The sequence below is a fragment of the Citrobacter sp. C348 genome (assembly GCF_047467975.1).
Taxonomy (GTDB): domain Bacteria; phylum Pseudomonadota; class Gammaproteobacteria; order Enterobacterales; family Enterobacteriaceae; genus Citrobacter; species Citrobacter gillenii.
In genome coordinates, this window is the sequence record NZ_JASJUJ010000006.1 from 272,075 (window position 1) to 289,664 (window position 17,590).

Genomic DNA, 17,590 nt, shown 5'->3' on the forward strand with positions numbered 1-17,590 from the left:
GCTTCCTCGTAGGCCCGATAAGCGCCAGCGCCATCCGGCATCACAGGCTTAGAACGTTTCCCAGTTCTCACCCGCATCCGTCGCCACGGCTTTACGCGGCTGGGTGGTTGTCGATGCCGGTTTTACGGCAGCAACATCACGCGGACGCTTTTGATCGTGCTGAATACGGAACACGGCAACGGCCTGGGTCAAACGGCTGGCCTGTTCTTCCAGCGCCGCCGCGGCGGCAGCGGACTCTTCCACCAGCGAGGCGTTTTGCTGGGTTACACGATCCATCTCGGCAACGGCCAGACCGACCTGATCGATACCACGGCTTTGCTCGTCAGACGCGGAGGCGATTTCCCCCATGATATCGGTCACGCGGGTCACCGCATTGACGATCTCATCCATGGTTTCACCGGCGCTTTCAACCAGCGTTGACCCGACATCCACGCGGCTGACCGAGTCTTCAATCAGGCTCTTGATCTCGCGCGCGGCCTGCGCACTGCGCTGGGCCAGGTTACGTACTTCACCGGCGACCACCGCAAATCCACGGCCCTGCTCACCTGCGCGTGCCGCTTCTACTGCGGCGTTCAACGCCAGAATGTTAGTCTGGAAGGCAATGCCGTCGATCACGCTAATAATGTCGGCAATTTTCTGTGAACTGGAGGCAATGTCACGCATGGTTTGCACCACATTGTCCACCACTTTGCCGCCTTTCTGCGCCGTTTCAGAGGCACTCAGCGCCAGATGGCTGGCCTGACGGGCGTTTTCGGCGTTCTGCTTCACGGTTGCCGTCAACTCTTCCATGCTGGCCGCGGTTTCTTCCAGCGAAGCCGCCTGCTGCTCAGTACGTGACGAGAGATCGTTATTGCCCATCGCAATCTCGCTGGCACCGCTGTAAATGGCGTTAGCACCGTTACGCACATCACCCACGGTGCTCATCAACTCACTCTGCATGTGGCGCAGGCTCTCGGCCAGTTGCCCAATCTCGTTGGAGCCTTCCACGTCGATGCGCTTCACCAGGTCACCGCTGGCAATATGACGAATGCTGTCAATCAGGCGGTTCATCGGGGCGATCAGCGAGAACTTAATGCCAAACCAGACGGCGATAATGGCCGCCAGCACGGTAATCAGCACACAGGCCAGCACCCACATCGCCTGGCTGTAAGAGCTGTTGTTATCTTCAACCGCAATGTCATACAGACGATCGTTCTGCTGCATGTAGTTCATATACTGCTTCTCAAAGCCATCCTGATAGCTTTGCGTCGGCTGATCAAAAAACGCATTGATCTTGCCGTCGCCCAGCAACTGGATCAGCTCCGCCAGCGCGCCGTGGTAAATGTCATAAGTGCGGTTGATCTCCTGGAACGCGGCTTCGCTTTGACGCGGATCGCGCGGCAGCGATTCATAGATTGCCCAGTTTTTCTCGGTCATTTTCAGCGCCGTGCTCGCCACCTGCATCAGCTCCGCCACGGTGGCACCGCTGCCGATATTGCTCTGATCCATCATGTAGCGGATCCCTGCCCGGTTCAGGGTATTTCGCGTTTGCAGCAGTTCAACCCAGGTCGCATTCAGCGCAGACTGCTGCTGGCGAATATTTTGCAGAACGGTAAAGTTCTCTTTGTCATTCTTCAGTGAATTAAAGAACAACCCGCCCGAGGCCAGCTGTAAAAGGCCAAACAGCGCCAATACCAGCAGTAAGCTGGTAACAATCTTCATTCGTTTTAACATGTTTTCTCTTTCCGCTAGACAGATGTCAGAATTTTCGGCCTGAAAAGAGAAAACTTTACGGAATTCGTGCTTCCTGAATCGATCGCAGCATCGACGAATCGGCGATACCGCCTTCCGTAAGGGCTCTAAAGGAGTTTTTTAGTGATCTCAATCACATAATCATCCCCATTTACCGCTCCCCTGAACCGCTCACTGACACTTGAGACCGCTTAAGCTGACATACAACCACTCACATATTTACCTTACTTTACGCGCGTAATTCTCTGGCAAGATCCTCCCAACATAGCAGTCAACTTATCTCCTCAAACACACAATCAACCCCCCAGCGGCCTCGGCCAATTATTAGGTTTTACTATGGATACGAAAAAGATATTCAAGCACATACCCTGGGTCATTCTCGGCATCATCGGTGCATTCTGCCTCTCGGTAGTGGCATTACGTCGGGGTGAACACATCAGCGCCCTGTGGATCGTGGTCGCCTCTGTCTCTGTTTATCTGGTGGCCTATCGTTACTACAGTCTGTACATCGCCCAGAAAGTGATGAAACTTGACCCCACGCGTGCCACGCCGGCGGTCATCAACAACGACGGTCTGAACTACGTCCCAACCAACCGTAACGTCCTGTTCGGTCACCACTTTGCTGCTATCGCCGGGGCAGGTCCGCTGGTTGGACCGGTACTGGCCGCGCAAATGGGCTACCTGCCTGGTACGCTGTGGCTGCTGGCGGGCGTGGTGCTGGCCGGTGCAGTGCAGGACTTCATGGTGCTGTTTATCTCTTCTCGTCGTAACGGCGCGTCTCTCGGTGAGATGATCAAAGAAGAGATGGGTCCGGTACCGGGAACCATCGCGCTGTTCGGCTGCTTCTTAATCATGATTATCATCCTGGCGGTGCTAGCGTTGATCGTGGTGAAAGCGCTGGCGGAAAGCCCGTGGGGTGTGTTCACCGTCTGTTCAACCGTACCGATCGCGCTGTTCATGGGGATCTACATGCGCTTCCTGCGCCCGGGACGTGTGGGCGAAGTGTCGGTGATAGGTATTGTGCTGTTGGTTGCCTCTATTTACTTCGGCGGCGTGATTGCTCACGACCCGTACTGGGGCCCGGCACTGACCTTTAAAGACACCACCATTACCTTTACGCTTATCGGCTACGCGTTTATCTCTGCGCTGCTGCCGGTATGGCTGATCCTTGCGCCACGTGATTACCTGGCCACCTTCCTGAAAATCGGCGTTATCGTTGGTCTGGCTGTCGGTATCGTTATCCTTAACCCAGAGCTGAAAATGCCGGCGATGACCCAGTACGTTGATGGTACCGGTCCGCTGTGGAAAGGTGCGCTGTTCCCGTTCCTGTTCATCACCATCGCCTGTGGCGCAGTGTCTGGCTTCCACGCGCTGATTGCTTCCGGTACCACACCGAAACTGCTGGCCTGTGAAACCGACGCGCGTTTCATTGGTTATGGCGCGATGCTGATGGAATCCTTCGTCGCAATTATGGCGCTGGTTGCTGCTTCCATCATCGAACCAGGTCTGTACTTCGCGATGAACACCCCGCCTGCGGGCCTTGGCATTACCATGCCAAACCTGCATGAAATGGGTGGCGAGAACGCGCCGCTGATTATGGCGCAGCTGAAAGACGTGACTGCGCAGGCAGCGGCAACCGTCAGTTCCTGGGGTTTCGTGATTTCGCCTGAGCAGATCCTGCAAACCGCGAAAGACATCGGCGAACCGTCCGTTCTGAACCGCGCCGGTGGCGCACCGACGCTGGCTGTCGGTATCGCTCACGTGTTCCACAAAGTCCTGCCGATGGCTGATATGGGCTTCTGGTACCACTTCGGTATTCTGTTCGAAGCACTGTTCATCCTGACCGCACTGGATGCCGGTACCCGTTCTGGCCGCTTTATGCTGCAGGATTTACTGGGTAACTTCGTCCCATTCCTGAAGAAAACCGACTCTCTGGTTGCCGGTGTTGTGGGTACTGCGGGTTGCGTAGGCCTGTGGGGCTACCTGCTGTATCAAGGCGTGGTTGACCCGCTGGGCGGCGTGAAGAGCCTGTGGCCTCTGTTCGGTATCTCTAACCAGATGCTGGCCGCCGTGGCGCTGGTTCTCGGCACCGTGGTACTGGTTAAAATGCAGCGCACCAAATACATCTGGGTCACCGTGGTTCCGGCCGTATGGCTGCTGATCTGCACCACCTGGGCGCTGGGTCTGAAACTGTTCAGCACCAACCCGCAGATGGAAGGCTTCTTCTTCATGGCAAGTCAGTACAAAGAGAAGATTGCTAACGGCGGTGAACTGACCGCGCAGCAGATTGCCAACATGAACCATATCGTTATCAACAACTACACCAACGCCGGCCTGAGTATTCTGTTCCTGGTGGTGGTGTACAGCATCATTTTCTACGGGTTCCGTACCTGGCAGAAAGCCCGCGCCATCAACGGTCGCTCTGATAAAGAGACGCCGTATGTACCGGTGCCGGAAGGCGGCGTGAAGACCTCTTCACACCACTAACCTGAAGCCGGGAGGCGCGCAGCGCTCCCGGCCTACATCACTGAGTACCGCAGTTAACGTAGGCCGGATCAGGCGCAAGCCGCCATCCGGCTTTATTCATTAACAGGACGGCACAATGTTTGGTACTTTAGGTCAGGCAAAAAAGTATCTCGGTCAGGCGGCAAAAATGTTGATTGGCATTCCGGACTACGACAACTACGTCGAGCACATGAAGACCAACCATCCCGATAAGCCGTACATGACCTACGAAGAATTCTTCCGCGAGCGCCAGGAAGCCCGCTACGGTAGCGGCGGAAGCAGTTGCTGTTAGAAGGAGAAGTGAATGACCCCGATTGCAGTTACCCTACTCACCGGTTTTCTTGGCGCGGGTAAAACCACCCTACTGCGCCATATCCTCAACGAGCAGCACGGTTATAAAATTGCCGTTATCGAAAACGAATTCGGCGAAGTCTCGGTAGACGATCAGCTGATTGGTGACCGCGCCACGCAGATCAAAACCCTGACCAACGGCTGTATCTGCTGTACACGCTCCAGTGAGCTGGAAGACGCGCTGCTCGACTTGCTCGACAACCTCGACAAAGGCGCGATCAATTTTGACCGTCTGGTGATTGAGTGCACCGGCATGGCCGATCCCGGCCCGATTATTCAGACCTTTTTCTCCCATGAAGTGATTTGCGAACGCTACCTGCTGGACGGCGTGATCGCGCTGGTTGACGCGGTGCACGCCGACGAACAGATGAACCAGTTCACCATCGCCCAGTCGCAGGTTGGCTACGCCGACCGCATCCTGCTGACCAAAACCGACGTAGCAGGTGAAAGCGAGAAACTGCGTGAGCGCCTGGCGCGCATCAACGCCCGCGCGCCGGTGTATACCGTCACTCATGGCGACATCGACCTCGCGCAGCTGTTCGACACCAACGGTTTTATGCTGGAAGAGAACGTGGTCAGCGCCAAACCGCGTTTCCACTTTATCGCCGACAAACAAAACGATATCTCCTCGATCGTCGTCGAACTGGATTACCCGGTGAATATCAGCGACGTGTCCAGGGTGATGGAAAACCTGCTGCTGGAATCTGCCGAGAAACTATTGCGTTACAAAGGCATGTTGTGGATCGAAGGCGAACCCAACCGCCTGCTGTTCCAGGGCGTCCAGCGCCTGTACAGCGCCGACTGGGACCGCCCGTGGGGCGACGAACAGCCGCACAGCCAGCTGGTGTTTATCGGTATTAACCTGCCGGAAGACGAGATCCGAGCCGCGTTTGCGGGATTGAAGAAGTAATCCCCTGCTGAATTGCCCGGTGGCGCTACGCTTACCGGGCCTACAAAGCCTTCTCCCGTAGACCGGATAAGGCGCAGCCGCCATCCGGCACTCACAACCTCGGTATAGGGCTATTTCTTGTTTTGCTCTCTCAGCATAGCCTCGCGCAAAATAGCATTTAGCCGCGTCTGGTAACCCTTCCCGGGGCGCTTTAACCACTCCATCACATCGGCATCAATGCGCACCGATGCCTGAGTTTTCAACGGACGGAAAAACGTACCGCGATTAGCCTCTGACCACTGCTCATCTTCAGTCACCGGAATGTCGCTATAATCAATATCATCATCCGGTTTATTCGCCAGCGCCTTCAGTTCCGCCTCATGCTGAGCACTCAGCGCGGATGCGCTGCCACGTTTATGTTTAATCATGCTCATAACGATTCCTCTCTTTACGATCTGCCTTTCTGGCACTGATGATACGAATGACTTCAAAGCCACTTTCAAACCTAACGCTATGGGCAACCAGAATAACCACAATGCCATGAACAAGACCGATGGTCTGCCACCGGTACTCACCGTTCTCATAACGATCCTGTCTGGACAAATGCCGGGGGTCGTCGAAAACGAGTACCGCGTCCTCAAAGCGAACACCATGTTTACGGTGGTTACTTTGTGCCTTGTTTGCATCCCACTCAAACTCCATTGGCATGTATTTTATCCCTAATTGTATATACAAAAATGTATCTACAATTATCTTACGATTATACCTGGATTGTTGGAAATAGCTTCACAACTTGACGATCAGGGATTAAATTTTGTAGGCCGGATAAGGCGGTTACGCCGCCATCCGGCACTGACAGCCTCTGTCGATGAAAGAACAATTACTCCACCTGATCGCGTCGCAGCCCGACATCCTTTAGCCGCTCATCGCTCATCTGTTGCAATACGCGCCGCGTTTGCGCCCGCAGATGCCAGCGTGTAATCGCCCTCCAGACCTGCACCAAACCAATAAATGGCTGCTTTGCTCTGTTCTCATGAAATTCCATACCCGCCTCCCCGTCTTATCTGAGACGTTATCTTCGCGGATTTAGGGGGATACAATACAGATTCACAAAGTACTTTTATTTAACATACAGATTGGTTAAAAAGGATCCTGAATCGCCTTTTTCACGCCAGTCTGTACTGGTTTTTTGATCTGTATGGTACCCATGAGGGATACAGCATGACGCGTTACCAATATCTGGCCAGTCTGCTGGCCGAACGCATTGAGCAGGGGTTGTATCGCCATGGCGAAAAGCTGCCGTCGGTGCGCAGCCTGAGTCAGGAACATGGGGTCAGCATCAGCACCGTACAGCAGGCATATCAGATGCTGGAACAGCGACAGCTGATCACCCCGCAGCCGCGCTCTGGCTATTTTGTCGCCCCGCGTAAAGCACAGCCGCCGGTGCCGCCAATGTCGCGTCCGGTACAGCGTCCGGTGGAGATAACCCAGTGGGATCAGGTGCTGGACATGCTGGCAGGTCACGCAGACACATCAATCGTCCCTTTCAGCAGCGGCGTTCCCGATATTAATCAACCCAGCCTGAAACCGCTGTGGCGCGAGTTAAGCCGCGTGGCGCAGCATAATCTGCGCGCGGTGCTGGGTTACGACGAGCTACCCGGCTGTCGGGAATTGCGCCAACAGATAGCCCGGCTGATGCTGGACGGCGGTTCGGTGGTCGGTGCGGACGATATCGTAATCACCAGCGGCAGTCAGAGCGGAATGTCGCTGGCGCTGCTGACGGTCTGCCAGCGCGGCGATATCGTCGCTGTGGAATCCCCCGCCTATTACGGCACCATGCAGCTGCTACGCGGTCTTGGCATCAAAGTCATTGAGATCCCGACCGATCCGGATACCGGGATCAGTATTGAAGCCCTGGAGCTGGCGCTGGATCAGTGGCCGATTAAAGGGGTGCTGCTGGTTCCCAACTGCAATAATCCCCTCGGATTTATTATGCCGGATGCCCGCAAGCGAGCGGTACTCGCCCTCGCCCAACGTCACGACATTGTGATTTTTGAAGATGATGTGTATGGCGAGCTGGCGACGGAGTATCCGCGTCCACGCACAATTCATTCCTGGGATAGCGACGGTCGGGTGCTGCTGTGCAGCTCATTTACCAAATCCGTGGCGCCGGGTCTGCGCGTGGGTTGGGTGGCTCCGGGTCGCTATTATGACAAACTGCTGCACATGAAATACGCCGTCATCGGCACCAGCGTTCCCGCCACGCAGCTGGCGGCGGCAACCTTTGTGCGCGAGGGTCATTATCATCGCCATGTCCGGCGCATGCGCCAGATTTACCAACGCAATATGGAAATCTACACCTGCTGGGTACGGGAATACTTCCCCTGCGGGATCTGCGTCACCCGACCAAAAGGCGGCTTTATGCTGTGGGTCGAATTGCCACCACTGGTCGACATGGTCTGCGTCGCCAAACAGCTCTGCCGCCTGAAAATCCAGGTCGCGCCAGGTTCGCTGTTCTCGGCGTCAGGAAAGTATCGCAACTGCGTACGCATCAACTGCGCACTGCCACCAGACGAAAAGCACCGGGAAGTGATGCAGAAACTCGGAGAGGCGGTGATGGTGGCGATAGAGTAAATCGGCACACACGGCTTCGCCTCTATCTAATGGCTTAAACCCTGGATATCCTCAGCGGACAGTCGGGTAATTTTTTGTATCGTGTTGATATCGATACCGTCGGTCAACATGGTGCGGGCAATACGCAATGCTTCATCACGCCGCCCCTCCATCAGCCCTTCCTGTTTGCCTTCCTGTTTGCCTTCCTGCCATCCTTTTTTAAATCCCGCCTCATGCAATCTGTCCGCGATCGTCATCAAATGCTCCTTATGCTGCGGTGAACGTTCGGCAATCGCACTGATAAACGTATTGAAGCGAGGTGCATCACCGGTTCGCAAAATATAATTAAACAGCGTCTTGAGCTGGCTGTCATTAGTGGACCCGGTAACTAACAGAGAAACAATATTCTCGACCAATCCCATAAGATCGCGCTGACGGATATGTTTTTGTATTAATTCCAGCAGTGCCATACGGCGATGCTGCACAATCTCATCGTCCGGAATAACTGTAATATCGACCAGCGGAAACGCTGCGGCATAAAGCCGACGAGCCAATGTTGGATTGGCAAATTCATCCAGCCAGCACAGTGACCAGGGATACGGACTTTTAGCGCCGTGATAAAACAGCATCGGCACCACCAGCGGTAGTTGCGGGTGTCCGGCATCTAAATGTTTTTGCATGGCCGCTATCGCATAGCGCATCAACCTGAACGCCATATGTGCATCCGGTGTACTCTGATGTTCAATCACCACATAAATATATCCATCCCCTTCCGTCGTTTTCAGCGACCACAGCACATCGGAATAATACGCGCGTAAATCCCCCTCAATAAAACTGTCAGACTCGAGCTTTAGTGTCTGCAGGTCACATATTTCGCGTAACGCATCAGGGAGATGAATCTGTAGAAAATCCCGGGCAGTCTCCGGATGACGTAAAAATGTTTTAAAGACCGCATCATGCGGGGTTGAGGTCGGTGTTTTTTGCATGGAGATCCATCGTCCGAGGAAAAAGATGGCGCGACTATAACGGTTAAATTTATGACTCTCATTCAACACGTTTTATGTCTGCGAGGCACTATCCACAGTAAATACCGCCCTCTGCAAGGCAGACATTTTCTCAGAACACTCCCCGCAAAAACGCGTTTGCTTACGCGCCCATTCGCATTACACTGCGGATGTCTATTTTCCATTCAACTGACGCCACCCGAGGTGCGATCTCGCTATTCCCGTTGAGGGTTTTCTCCCGACAAGGAGCTGTTTTATGCAACGGATTTTCGCGTTTTTCTCGCAACGCGCCACGACGCTTTTTTTCCCCATCGCGCTGATTCTGTACGACTTCGCCGCCTACCTGTCAACGGACCTGATCCAACCCGGCATCATTAATGTCGTGCGGGATTTCAACGCTGATGTCAGCCTGGCACCGGCTGCGGTTAGCCTGTATCTGGCGGGTGGGATGGCGCTACAGTGGTTGTTAGGTCCGCTTTCCGATCGAATTGGTCGCCGGCCGGTGCTGATTACCGGCGCGCTCATCTTCACCCTTGCCTGCGCGGCTACACTGTTCACCACCTCAATGACGCAGTTTCTGATTGCACGCGTTGTGCAGGGCACCAGCATCTGCTTTATCGCCACCGTCGGCTACGTCACGGTGCAGGAGGCATTTGGCCAGACAAAGGCCATCAAGCTGATGGCCATCATCACCTCCATTGTGCTGGTGGCGCCGGTCATCGGCCCGCTCTCCGGGGCGGCGCTGATGCACTTTGTCCACTGGAAGGTTCTGTTTGCCATCATTGCCGCGATGGGCCTGGTCGCCTTTATTGGCCTGCTGCTGGCGATGCCGGAAACGGTGCAGCGCGGCTCGGTGCCGTTCAGCGCACGCGGCGTACTGCGGGATTTTCGCGATGTATTTCGCAACCGGGTGTTCCTGTTTGGGGCCGCCACGCTATCGCTGAGCTACATCCCGATGATGAGCTGGGTGGCGGTATCGCCGGTGATCCTGATCGACGCGGGCGGCATGACCACCTCGCAGTTTGCCTGGGCGCAGGCTCCGGTATTTGGGGCGGTTATCGTCGCTAATATGGTGGTGGTGCGATTTGTGAAGGACCCGACAAGGCCGCGCTTTATCTGGTGGGCGGCACCTGTCCAATTGAGCGGGCTGGCGATACTGATTGGTGGCAATTTACTCTGGCCGCACGTCTGGCTGTGGTCGGTGCTGGGCACCAGTCTGTATGCATTTGGTATCGGGATGATTTTCCCGACGCTGTTCCGTTTTACGCTGTTTTCCAACAACCTGCCGAAGGGCACGGTCTCCGCATCGCTGAATATGGTGATCCTGACGGTAATGGCGGTTTCTGTCGAGATCGGGCGCTGGCTGTGGTTTAACGGCGGCAGGATTTCGTTTCACCTGTTGGCGGTTGTCGCAGGTATTGTCGTGATATTCACGCTCGCCGGATTGTTGAAGCGGGTACGTCAGCACGAGGCCACGACGTTAGCCACGGAAAACTAACCAGCCATGCTTATCCGACCTACGCCATCGTGGTAGGCCGGATAAGGTGCTGGCGCCGCATCACATCACATCACATCACATCACATCACATCACATTACGCGATACGCGCGAACCCGGCGTCCAGATCGGCAATCAAATCACCGACATCTTCCAGGCCAATATGCACCCTGACCAGCGTGCCGCTGAAGTCGACATCCCCGGCCGGGCGAATGCTGTTCAGCTCCTCCGGCTGATTAGCCAGAATCAGCGACTCGAATCCGCCCCACGAATAGGCCATATGGAACAGCGAGAAGTTATCGAGGAAATTCGCCATCTGTTCATCAGTCAGGCGCTTTTTCAGGATAAACGAGAACAGGCCCGAGCTACCGGCAAAGTCGCGCTGAAAATACTCATGGCCCGGACACTCCGGTAACGCCGGATGGTTCACCCGCGCCACCTCCGGTCTTGCCGACAGCCAGCGGGCAATATGGATACTGCTTTCCTGATGCTGTTTCAGACGTACCGCCAGCGTGCGCAGTCCGCGGCTGCCGTTATACGCCGTGTCGGCATCCAGCGTTTGCCCCATCAAATACGAGTTCTCACGCAGACGATCCCAGCAGCGGGCGTTGGACACCGCCGTGCCCAGCATGCCGTCCGAGTGGCCAATGGTGTATTTCGTCCCCGCCTGAATGGAAATATCCACGCCGAAATCCAGCGCCTTAAACAGTACGCCCGCCGCCCAGGTGTTGTCGATCATGATGACTATGTCCGGGTTCACTGCGCGGATCGCCTTCACCATTCCCGGCACGTCCTGGACTTCCATGGTGATTGAACTGGGCGATTCCAGAAACACCACTTTCGTCTCAGGGCGCAGAAAATCGACGATACCTGCGCCTATCAGCGGATCGTAATAGGTGGTTTCCACGTTGAATTTACTCAGGATCTTATTACAGAAATCCTGGGTTGGCTCATAGGCCGCGCCGGTCATCAGGATATGATCGCCGCTTTGCACAAACGCCAGAATCGCATTAGTAACCGCCGCGGCACCGCACGGGTACAGCGCACAGCCCGCACCGCCTTCCAGTTCGCTCATCGCCTTCTGAAAAGCGAAGTGGGTATACGTACCGCGACGACCATAAAACAGTTCCCCGTTAGCGCGATTGGCGGTAGCGAATTTTTTATCCTTCACGGTATCAAACACCAGCGAAGAAGCGCGTTGGATAACCGGATTCACCGCCCCCTGGGTGTAACGTTTGTCACGTCCGGCGACGACCAGTTGGGTTTCAATCTTCATTGCGTCTTTCATAACATCTCCTGTTTCTTAATCCGTGTGCAAACCTATACCGCAGCGGCGGTCGCGTTGATTTCAGCGTCGTTCTGCTTTTTTCCAGCAAACCGCTCAACAATTTGTGCCGCGTTCAAATCATGGATCACGTTGATAAGCGTGGCGGGCGCATCGGTAATCGTACCCAGCACCACCAGCATCGGGATCGCTTCCATCGGCAACCCGAGCGTGGTGACAATAAAGATCTCACCCAGAAACGCGCCGCCCGGTACGCCGCCGACGATAATGGCGGAGAGCACGGCAATCAGCATGGTCAGGAAGAAGGTCTCGGTGGTGAACGGTATGCCGAGCACGGAATAAATAAAGACAATTTTCAGCGCGGCAATCATCGCCACGCCGCCTTTGTTCAGGTTAACCAATAACGGAATAGAGACATCGACGATTTCCGGGTTAATCCCCATCGCCTTACCGGCGCGCAGCGTGACAGGTAACGTGCCCAGTGAAGAACAGGTTCCCAGCGCGGTGGCAGAAGGTTCAATCGCATTACGCCAGAAGGCTCTGACCGCCGGAACACCGCCGCCAATATACGAATAGAGAATTGAGCCGAAAACAAAGTAGACCAGCGTGGCGACCATAAACAGGCCAATGGCGCGGGCAAAGGTTAACAGCAGCGCGGAATCCTGGCTGGCCATGGTCGCAGCGAAATAGCAACCAAGACCAATCGGCGCCACTTTCATAATGATAGAGACGATCTTCATGATCACGGTATTGGCATCTTCCAGCAGTGACGCAATGCGTTTCCCCGCCTGATCTGATTGCCCAATCGCCACACCGGCAATGATCGCCATGACGATCAGCGCCAGAATATTGGACTTCGAAAACAGTCCGATAAAATCATTGGTGGTGATCATGCTGACAAAATCCATCTTGCCACTGCCCGCCTGCACGGACTGCGAGAGATCGATAGTGACGCCCTGCGCCGGGTTGTACCATAGCGCCAGCGCCACAATCCCGGCAGCCGGAATAAAGGCCATCGCGATCGAAACAATAAAGATAATCGCCATAATGCGTCCCAGCCTTTTCAGGTCGGTCATACTGGCGATAGAAGACATGACGCTGATCCCCACCAGCGGCACGATGATCATAAATAACAGGTTTAAGAATATCTGACCGACTGGCTGGAGTGTGCTGGCAAACGTCGGGGCATAAATACCTAATAAGCCGCCAATAACCAGAGCAAATAATAAAATAATCGACGATCTGTAGGGTTCGAGTCGTGACCACATAATGGGTACCTTTTAAATTATATAATTTTTAATGAGACTACATTCACAACTTGATGCGTTTCAGGCCTACCTCCTTATATTTTGTGATGCAACTCACTTAACCTGTTATTTTTTCATTTTGCCAGCGAGTTGTTTCCTGTGATTCAATAGTTGCATGTTTAAAATGCGAATGTAACGGCCTATTCGTACCGTTTTTGCAAATCACTTGTGAATTAAAGGAAATTATGGGTACGCCGATTTCACTCAAGCATTTGGAATTTTTCGTCAAAATCGTTGACTGCGGAGGGTTATCGGAGGCTGCCGCGCAGCTCAACGTCTCGCCTTCCGCGGTGAGCAAAAGCCTGACGGCGATGGAAGACACGCTGGGGACAACGTTAATTAAACGCACCACCCGCAGTATTACCCTGACCGATGCCGGGCAATATTTATTTAACCGCGCCAATAAGCTACTGACAGAGTTTGATGAAACGCTGAATACTACCTCCGGTTATTACCACAGCCCGCAGGGCGAATTACGCATCACCTGTTCCATTGCCTTTGGTTATTCGCGACTGGTAAACCTGGTGGATAAATATCGTACCCAGTTCCCGGATGTGAATCTGTACATCGATCTCAACGATAACTTCGTCAATCTGAACGAAACCGATTTCGACATCGCCCTGCGCATTTCCACCGCGCCGCCGCAGAATTACGCCATGCTTAAACTGGTCCCTATCCGCTGGGCGTACTGCGCGTCGCCGGGATACCTCGCAAAAAAAGGGATGCCCCAGCGTCGCAGCGACTTGGTGAATCATGATTGCCTGGTTTACCCCGGCCTCACGCCAGTGCTTAAAGTGGCAGACGAGCAGGATCGTTTGCATCAATTGAAGCTGCATATGCCGATCCAGGCCAACAGCAGCCTGGTGTTATTGAAGTCGGTGTTAGAAGATCAGGGCGTGGCGTATTTACCCACCTATCTGATTGGCGATCATATTCAAAAAGAAGAGGTCACGCCGCTGATGCTCGACGGCACCATCACCTGTGAAACCCACGCCCTGTATGCGCTGTATTTTCCCAGCAAGTACAGTAATCCGAAGGTACGATCGTTTATCGATTTTCTGGTGGCGGAACTCGGTCCGTTACCCGCGTGGGACAACTGGATCCCAGGATAAGATCGTTCAGTCTAAAAATGGGAGGCGTGCCACAATTTTTGCACGTTCCCCCCGTCTGGCTCTATCCTTAAGTCTATGAATAAAATTGCTGAACTCAAACGCGCCAAGCGACTGGCGCTCTCTCTGCTGCTGATTGCTGCCGCGACCTTCGTCATCACGTTGTTTCTGCCACCCAACTTCTGGGTGCTCGGGATCAAAGCGATTGCCGAAGCGGCGATGGTAGGCGCGCTGGCGGACTGGTTCGCCGTGGTCGCGCTTTTTCGCCGGGTACCGATCCCGTTTATCTCGCGCCATACGGCGATTATCCCGCGTAATAAAGACCGCATCGGCGAAAACCTGGGTCAGTTCGTGCAGGAAAAATTCCTCGACACCCAGTCACTGGTGGCGCTGATTCGCCGCCATGAACCGGCGCTGCTCATTGGCAACTGGTTCAGCCAACCGGAAAATGCCCGGCGCATCGGCCAGCATCTGCTGCAGATCATGAGCGGATTTCTCGAATTGACCGACGACGCCCGCATCCAGCGGCTGATCAAACGCGCGGTGCATAAGGCTATCGACAAGGTCGATCTCTCCGGCACCAGCGCATTAATGCTGGAAAGCATGACCAAAAACAACCGCCACCAGGTGCTGCTCGACACGCTGATTACGCAGCTGATCGCCCTGCTACAGCGCGACAGTTCGCGGGCGTTTATCGCCCAGCAGATTGTGCGCTGGCTGGAGACCGAACATCCGCTCAAAGCGAAGATCCTGCCAACCGAATGGCTCGGTGAACACAGCGCCGAGCTGGTCTCTGATGCGGTCAACTCCCTGCTGGATGACATCAGTCACGATCGGGCGCATCAGATCCGCCACGCCTTCGATCGCGCCACGTTGAACCTGATCGATAAGCTCAAACACGATCCTGACATGGCCGCACGTGCAGAAAGCCTCAAAAGCTACCTGAAAGAGGACGAAGCCTTTAACCGCTATCTCGGCGAGTTGTGGGCGGATCTGCGTCAGTGGGTGAAAACCGACATTAACGCCGATGATTCTCGCGTGAAACAACGCATTGCCAGCGCCGGACAGTGGTTTGGCGAAACGCTGGTTGCCGATGGTGCCCTGCGTGCGTCGCTGAATGAACACCTGGAGCAGGCTGCGAAAAAAGTCGCACCGGAGTTCGCTACCTTCCTGACGCGCCACATCAGCGACACGGTCAAAAGCTGGGATGCACGGGAGATGTCGCAACAAATTGAGCTCAACATCGGCAAAGATTTGCAGTTTATTCGCGTCAACGGCACGCTGGTTGGCGGCTCTATCGGGCTGGTGTTATATCTGTTGTCGCAACTTCCGTCCCTGCTCACGCTGCCGAATTTTTAAGGAGAAAAAATGGATCTGAAAAAAAATCCTCTGACGATAAATCCTGCGTTATTTAACTTTTAATTATCATTTGCGCATGTAATATAACAAACATCAACATAACAGCGTGAAGTGAGCGTCTGCATGCCGCAGGGAAGTCCTGGTTCAAATCATCATTCCATCCGCATCGCGCTGTTTGGCCTGCTGGTGTTGACGCTGGGCATGGGGATTGGCCGCTTTCTGTATACGCCAATGCTGCCGGTGCTGCTGACTGAAGGTCAGTTTACCTTTAGCCAACTCTCGTGGATTGCCAGCGCCAACTACGCCGGGTATCTGGCAGGCAGCCTGCTGTTTTCCTTTGGCTTGTTTCACCTGCCTTCACGCCTGCGTCCGATGCTATTAGCCTCTGCGCTCGCGACCACCGGACTTATCCTGGCGATGGCGCTTTTTACCCTGCCCGCACTGATGATGGCGATCCGCTTTCTGGCAGGTGTCGCCAGTGCCGGCATGATGATCTTTGGTTCGATGGTGGTTCTGCAGCATACCCGTCATCCGTTTGTGATTGCGGCCCTGTTCTCCGGCGTCGGGACCGGCATTTTTCTCGGCAATGAGTATGTCATCGCTGGTTTACGCTTTGCGCTGTCATCGCACACGCTGTGGCTGGGTGCCGGAGTCCTTTCTGGCTTACTCCTTCTGCTGCTGGTCGTACTGCTCCCCTCTCGTGACCGCGTGCTGCCCGCCGTACCACTGGCAAAATCCGCGCATCAACCGATGTCATGGTGGCTGCTGGCGCTGCTTTACGGGCTGGCCGGTTTTGGCTACATCATTGTCGCCACTTACCTGCCGCTGATGGCGAAAAATGCCGGTTCGCCACTGCTGACCGTACACCTGTGGTCGCTGGTTGGCATCGCAATCATTCCGGGGTGTTTCGGCTGGCTATGGGCGGCAAAACGTTGGGGAGTCCTGCAATGCCTGACAGCCAATCTGCTGACCCAAAGCGCCTGCGTGGTGTTAACACTTGCCAGCGACTCGTTGTTCCTGCTGGTTCTCAGCAGTATCGGTTTTGGCGCAACCTTTATGGGAACCACCTCACTGGTAATGCCGCTCGCCCGCCAACTCAGCGTGCCGCGAAACATTAACCTGTTGGGACTGGTGACGCTGACGTACGGCATTGGGCAAATTCTCGGGCCGCTATTAACCAGCCTGCTGGGAAGCGGTGCTGTCGCCATTATCAACGCTACGCTGTGTGGTGCAGTGGCGCTATTTTTTGCTGCACTGATTAGTGCAGTACAATGCTATAAACAGCTCTCTCTTACACCTAAAGAAGTATAACCCTCCCCTCTAAAAAATCTTAAATTCGGATTACTCCGCAATTAAATGTCAACATTTCATAATCCACAAATAACCAATAATTCATTTTCCAGACACTTTATAATCCGTCTTAACTCATTTGTAGAATAAACATAAAATGAGTAAAAATGGACATATCCATACAACATCAACAGCATATTCAGGAACAGTACATGTCGTGGTTTAAAAAGATCATACTTGGGTTGATTATTATCATCAGCTTATTTAGTACCATGAAGGACTATAAAGACTTCGGCTTTTTCGGGGCCGCAGGGCTGTTTATTATATTTGTACTCACCACGATTTTTCTCTGGCAGTGGGCTGCCGGAAAGTGGCCAGAGATAGGCACCGTCAAAGCGATTCTTATTTTGCTGGCCAGTACCATTGCCTCTATATTCGTCATTAATATGGCCATCGCCGGAAATTTACATGTAGATCTGATGGAAGTAATGCGCGTTTCGATTACGCATAAACCCCTTTTTTATCTCATTTTCTGCGTGGTGGCATGGGTAAAAGTGGGGATCTGGAAGTGGTTATTTAGCGAAGTGCGTGGCAACCCGCAGCAGCCTGCCTGACAGGAAAAGCAATGTAAAAAAGGCGTCTGACCAGAGA

The 17,590-nt window shown here is 54.1% G+C and carries 16 protein-coding genes; 9 read left to right on the plus strand and 7 right to left on the minus strand.

Translation table 11 applies throughout. The features are described from left to right. Window positions 1-48 precede the first annotated feature (48 nt). Window positions 49-1,713: a methyl-accepting chemotaxis protein gene (gene tsr, locus QNN86_RS13830; RefSeq protein ID WP_181618568.1), complete on the minus strand. Its 1,665-nt coding sequence runs from the start codon at window positions 1,711-1,713 to the stop codon at window positions 49-51. Window positions 1,714-2,067: 354 nt separating this feature from the next. On the opposite strand from tsr, the gene btsT reads away from it, so the two are divergent. The 3 genes from btsT to yjiA all read left to right on the plus strand — a co-directional run bounded on the left by btsT (window position 2,068) and on the right by yjiA (window position 5,497). Further along, window positions 2,068-4,218, plus strand: coding sequence for a pyruvate/proton symporter BtsT (btsT, locus tag QNN86_RS13835; RefSeq protein ID WP_135912629.1), 2,151 nt, complete (start codon window positions 2,068-2,070; stop codon window positions 4,216-4,218). 115 nt (window positions 4,219-4,333) lie between these two features. Beyond that, a complete protein-coding gene (locus QNN86_RS13840) occupies window positions 4,334-4,528 on the plus strand; it encodes a YbdD/YjiX family protein (protein WP_003830038.1) in 195 nt (64 codons plus the stop codon). 12 nt (window positions 4,529-4,540) lie between these two features. Continuing rightward, window positions 4,541-5,497, plus strand: coding sequence for a GTPase (yjiA, locus tag QNN86_RS13845; protein WP_181695030.1), 957 nt, complete (start codon window positions 4,541-4,543; stop codon window positions 5,495-5,497). A 110-nt stretch (window positions 5,498-5,607) separates the two neighbouring features. Here the strand turns inward: yjiA and QNN86_RS13850 are convergent, their stop codons facing one another. The 3 genes from QNN86_RS13850 to QNN86_RS13860 form a co-directional block, all read right to left on the minus strand. Then, a complete protein-coding gene (locus tag QNN86_RS13850) occupies window positions 5,608-5,910 on the minus strand; it encodes a BrnA antitoxin family protein (RefSeq protein WP_117342368.1) in 303 nt (100 codons plus the stop codon). Beyond that, the gene (locus QNN86_RS13855; RefSeq protein ID WP_117342369.1) at window positions 5,897-6,184 is read right to left on the minus strand and encodes a BrnT family toxin; all 288 of its coding nucleotides are present in this window, start codon (window positions 6,182-6,184) and stop codon (window positions 5,897-5,899) included. The genes QNN86_RS13850 and QNN86_RS13855 overlap by 14 nt, the downstream gene beginning before the upstream one ends. A 172-nt stretch (window positions 6,185-6,356) precedes the next feature. Further along, a complete protein-coding gene (locus QNN86_RS13860) occupies window positions 6,357-6,521 on the minus strand; it encodes a DUF1127 domain-containing protein (RefSeq protein ID WP_279277307.1) in 165 nt (54 codons plus the stop codon). A 176-nt stretch (window positions 6,522-6,697) separates the two neighbouring features. Here QNN86_RS13860 and QNN86_RS13865 point away from each other — a divergent pair, with 176 nt between their 5' ends. Continuing rightward, window positions 6,698-8,110, plus strand: coding sequence for a PLP-dependent aminotransferase family protein (locus tag QNN86_RS13865; protein ID WP_414211285.1), 1,413 nt, complete (start codon window positions 6,698-6,700; stop codon window positions 8,108-8,110). 26 nt (window positions 8,111-8,136) lie between these two features. On the opposite strand, the gene QNN86_RS13870 is transcribed toward QNN86_RS13865, so the two are convergent. Continuing rightward, window positions 8,137-9,075, minus strand: coding sequence for an Rpn family recombination-promoting nuclease/putative transposase (locus QNN86_RS13870; protein ID WP_153880209.1), 939 nt, complete (start codon window positions 9,073-9,075; stop codon window positions 8,137-8,139). 274 nt (window positions 9,076-9,349) lie between these two features. Here QNN86_RS13870 and mdtM point away from each other — a divergent pair, with 274 nt between their 5' ends. Further along, window positions 9,350-10,591 carry a multidrug efflux MFS transporter MdtM gene (gene mdtM / locus QNN86_RS13875; protein WP_181517562.1) on the plus strand — a complete coding sequence of 414 codons (1,242 nt, stop codon included), beginning with the start codon at window positions 9,350-9,352 and terminating at the stop codon, window positions 10,589-10,591. 95 nt (window positions 10,592-10,686) lie between these two features. Here mdtM and metC read toward each other — a convergent pair whose 3' ends face one another. Both metC and QNN86_RS13885 read right to left on the minus strand, forming a co-directional pair. Continuing rightward, window positions 10,687-11,877 carry a cystathionine beta-lyase gene (metC, locus tag QNN86_RS13880; RefSeq protein ID WP_117342374.1) on the minus strand — a complete coding sequence of 397 codons (1,191 nt, stop codon included), beginning with the start codon at window positions 11,875-11,877 and terminating at the stop codon, window positions 10,687-10,689. A gap of 32 nt (window positions 11,878-11,909) precedes the next feature. Beyond that, window positions 11,910-13,142 (minus strand): dicarboxylate/amino acid:cation symporter, encoded by a 1,233-nt coding sequence (locus tag QNN86_RS13885; RefSeq protein WP_279271320.1) that lies wholly within the window; start codon window positions 13,140-13,142, stop codon window positions 11,910-11,912. Window positions 13,143-13,366: 224 nt separating this feature from the next. On the opposite strand from QNN86_RS13885, the gene QNN86_RS13890 reads away from it, so the two are divergent. The 4 genes from QNN86_RS13890 (at window position 13,367) to QNN86_RS13905 (ending at window position 17,553) form a co-directional block, all read left to right on the plus strand. Then, the gene (locus tag QNN86_RS13890) at window positions 13,367-14,293 is read left to right on the plus strand and encodes a LysR family transcriptional regulator (protein WP_414211289.1); all 927 of its coding nucleotides are present in this window, start codon (window positions 13,367-13,369) and stop codon (window positions 14,291-14,293) included. A gap of 75 nt (window positions 14,294-14,368) precedes the next feature. Then, complete coding sequence (locus QNN86_RS13895) at window positions 14,369-15,649, plus strand: DUF445 domain-containing protein (RefSeq protein ID WP_115259549.1); 1,281 nt, start codon at window positions 14,369-14,371, stop codon at window positions 15,647-15,649. Between the two features lie 123 nt (window positions 15,650-15,772). Further along, entirely contained in the window at window positions 15,773-16,960 is a 1,188-nt protein-coding gene (locus QNN86_RS13900) for an MFS transporter (RefSeq protein WP_414211291.1), read from the plus strand. Window positions 16,961-17,151: 191 nt separating this feature from the next. Beyond that, window positions 17,152-17,553 (plus strand): hypothetical protein, encoded by a 402-nt coding sequence (locus tag QNN86_RS13905; protein ID WP_181695035.1) that lies wholly within the window; start codon window positions 17,152-17,154, stop codon window positions 17,551-17,553. The last annotated feature ends 37 nt before the right edge of the window (window positions 17,554-17,590 follow it).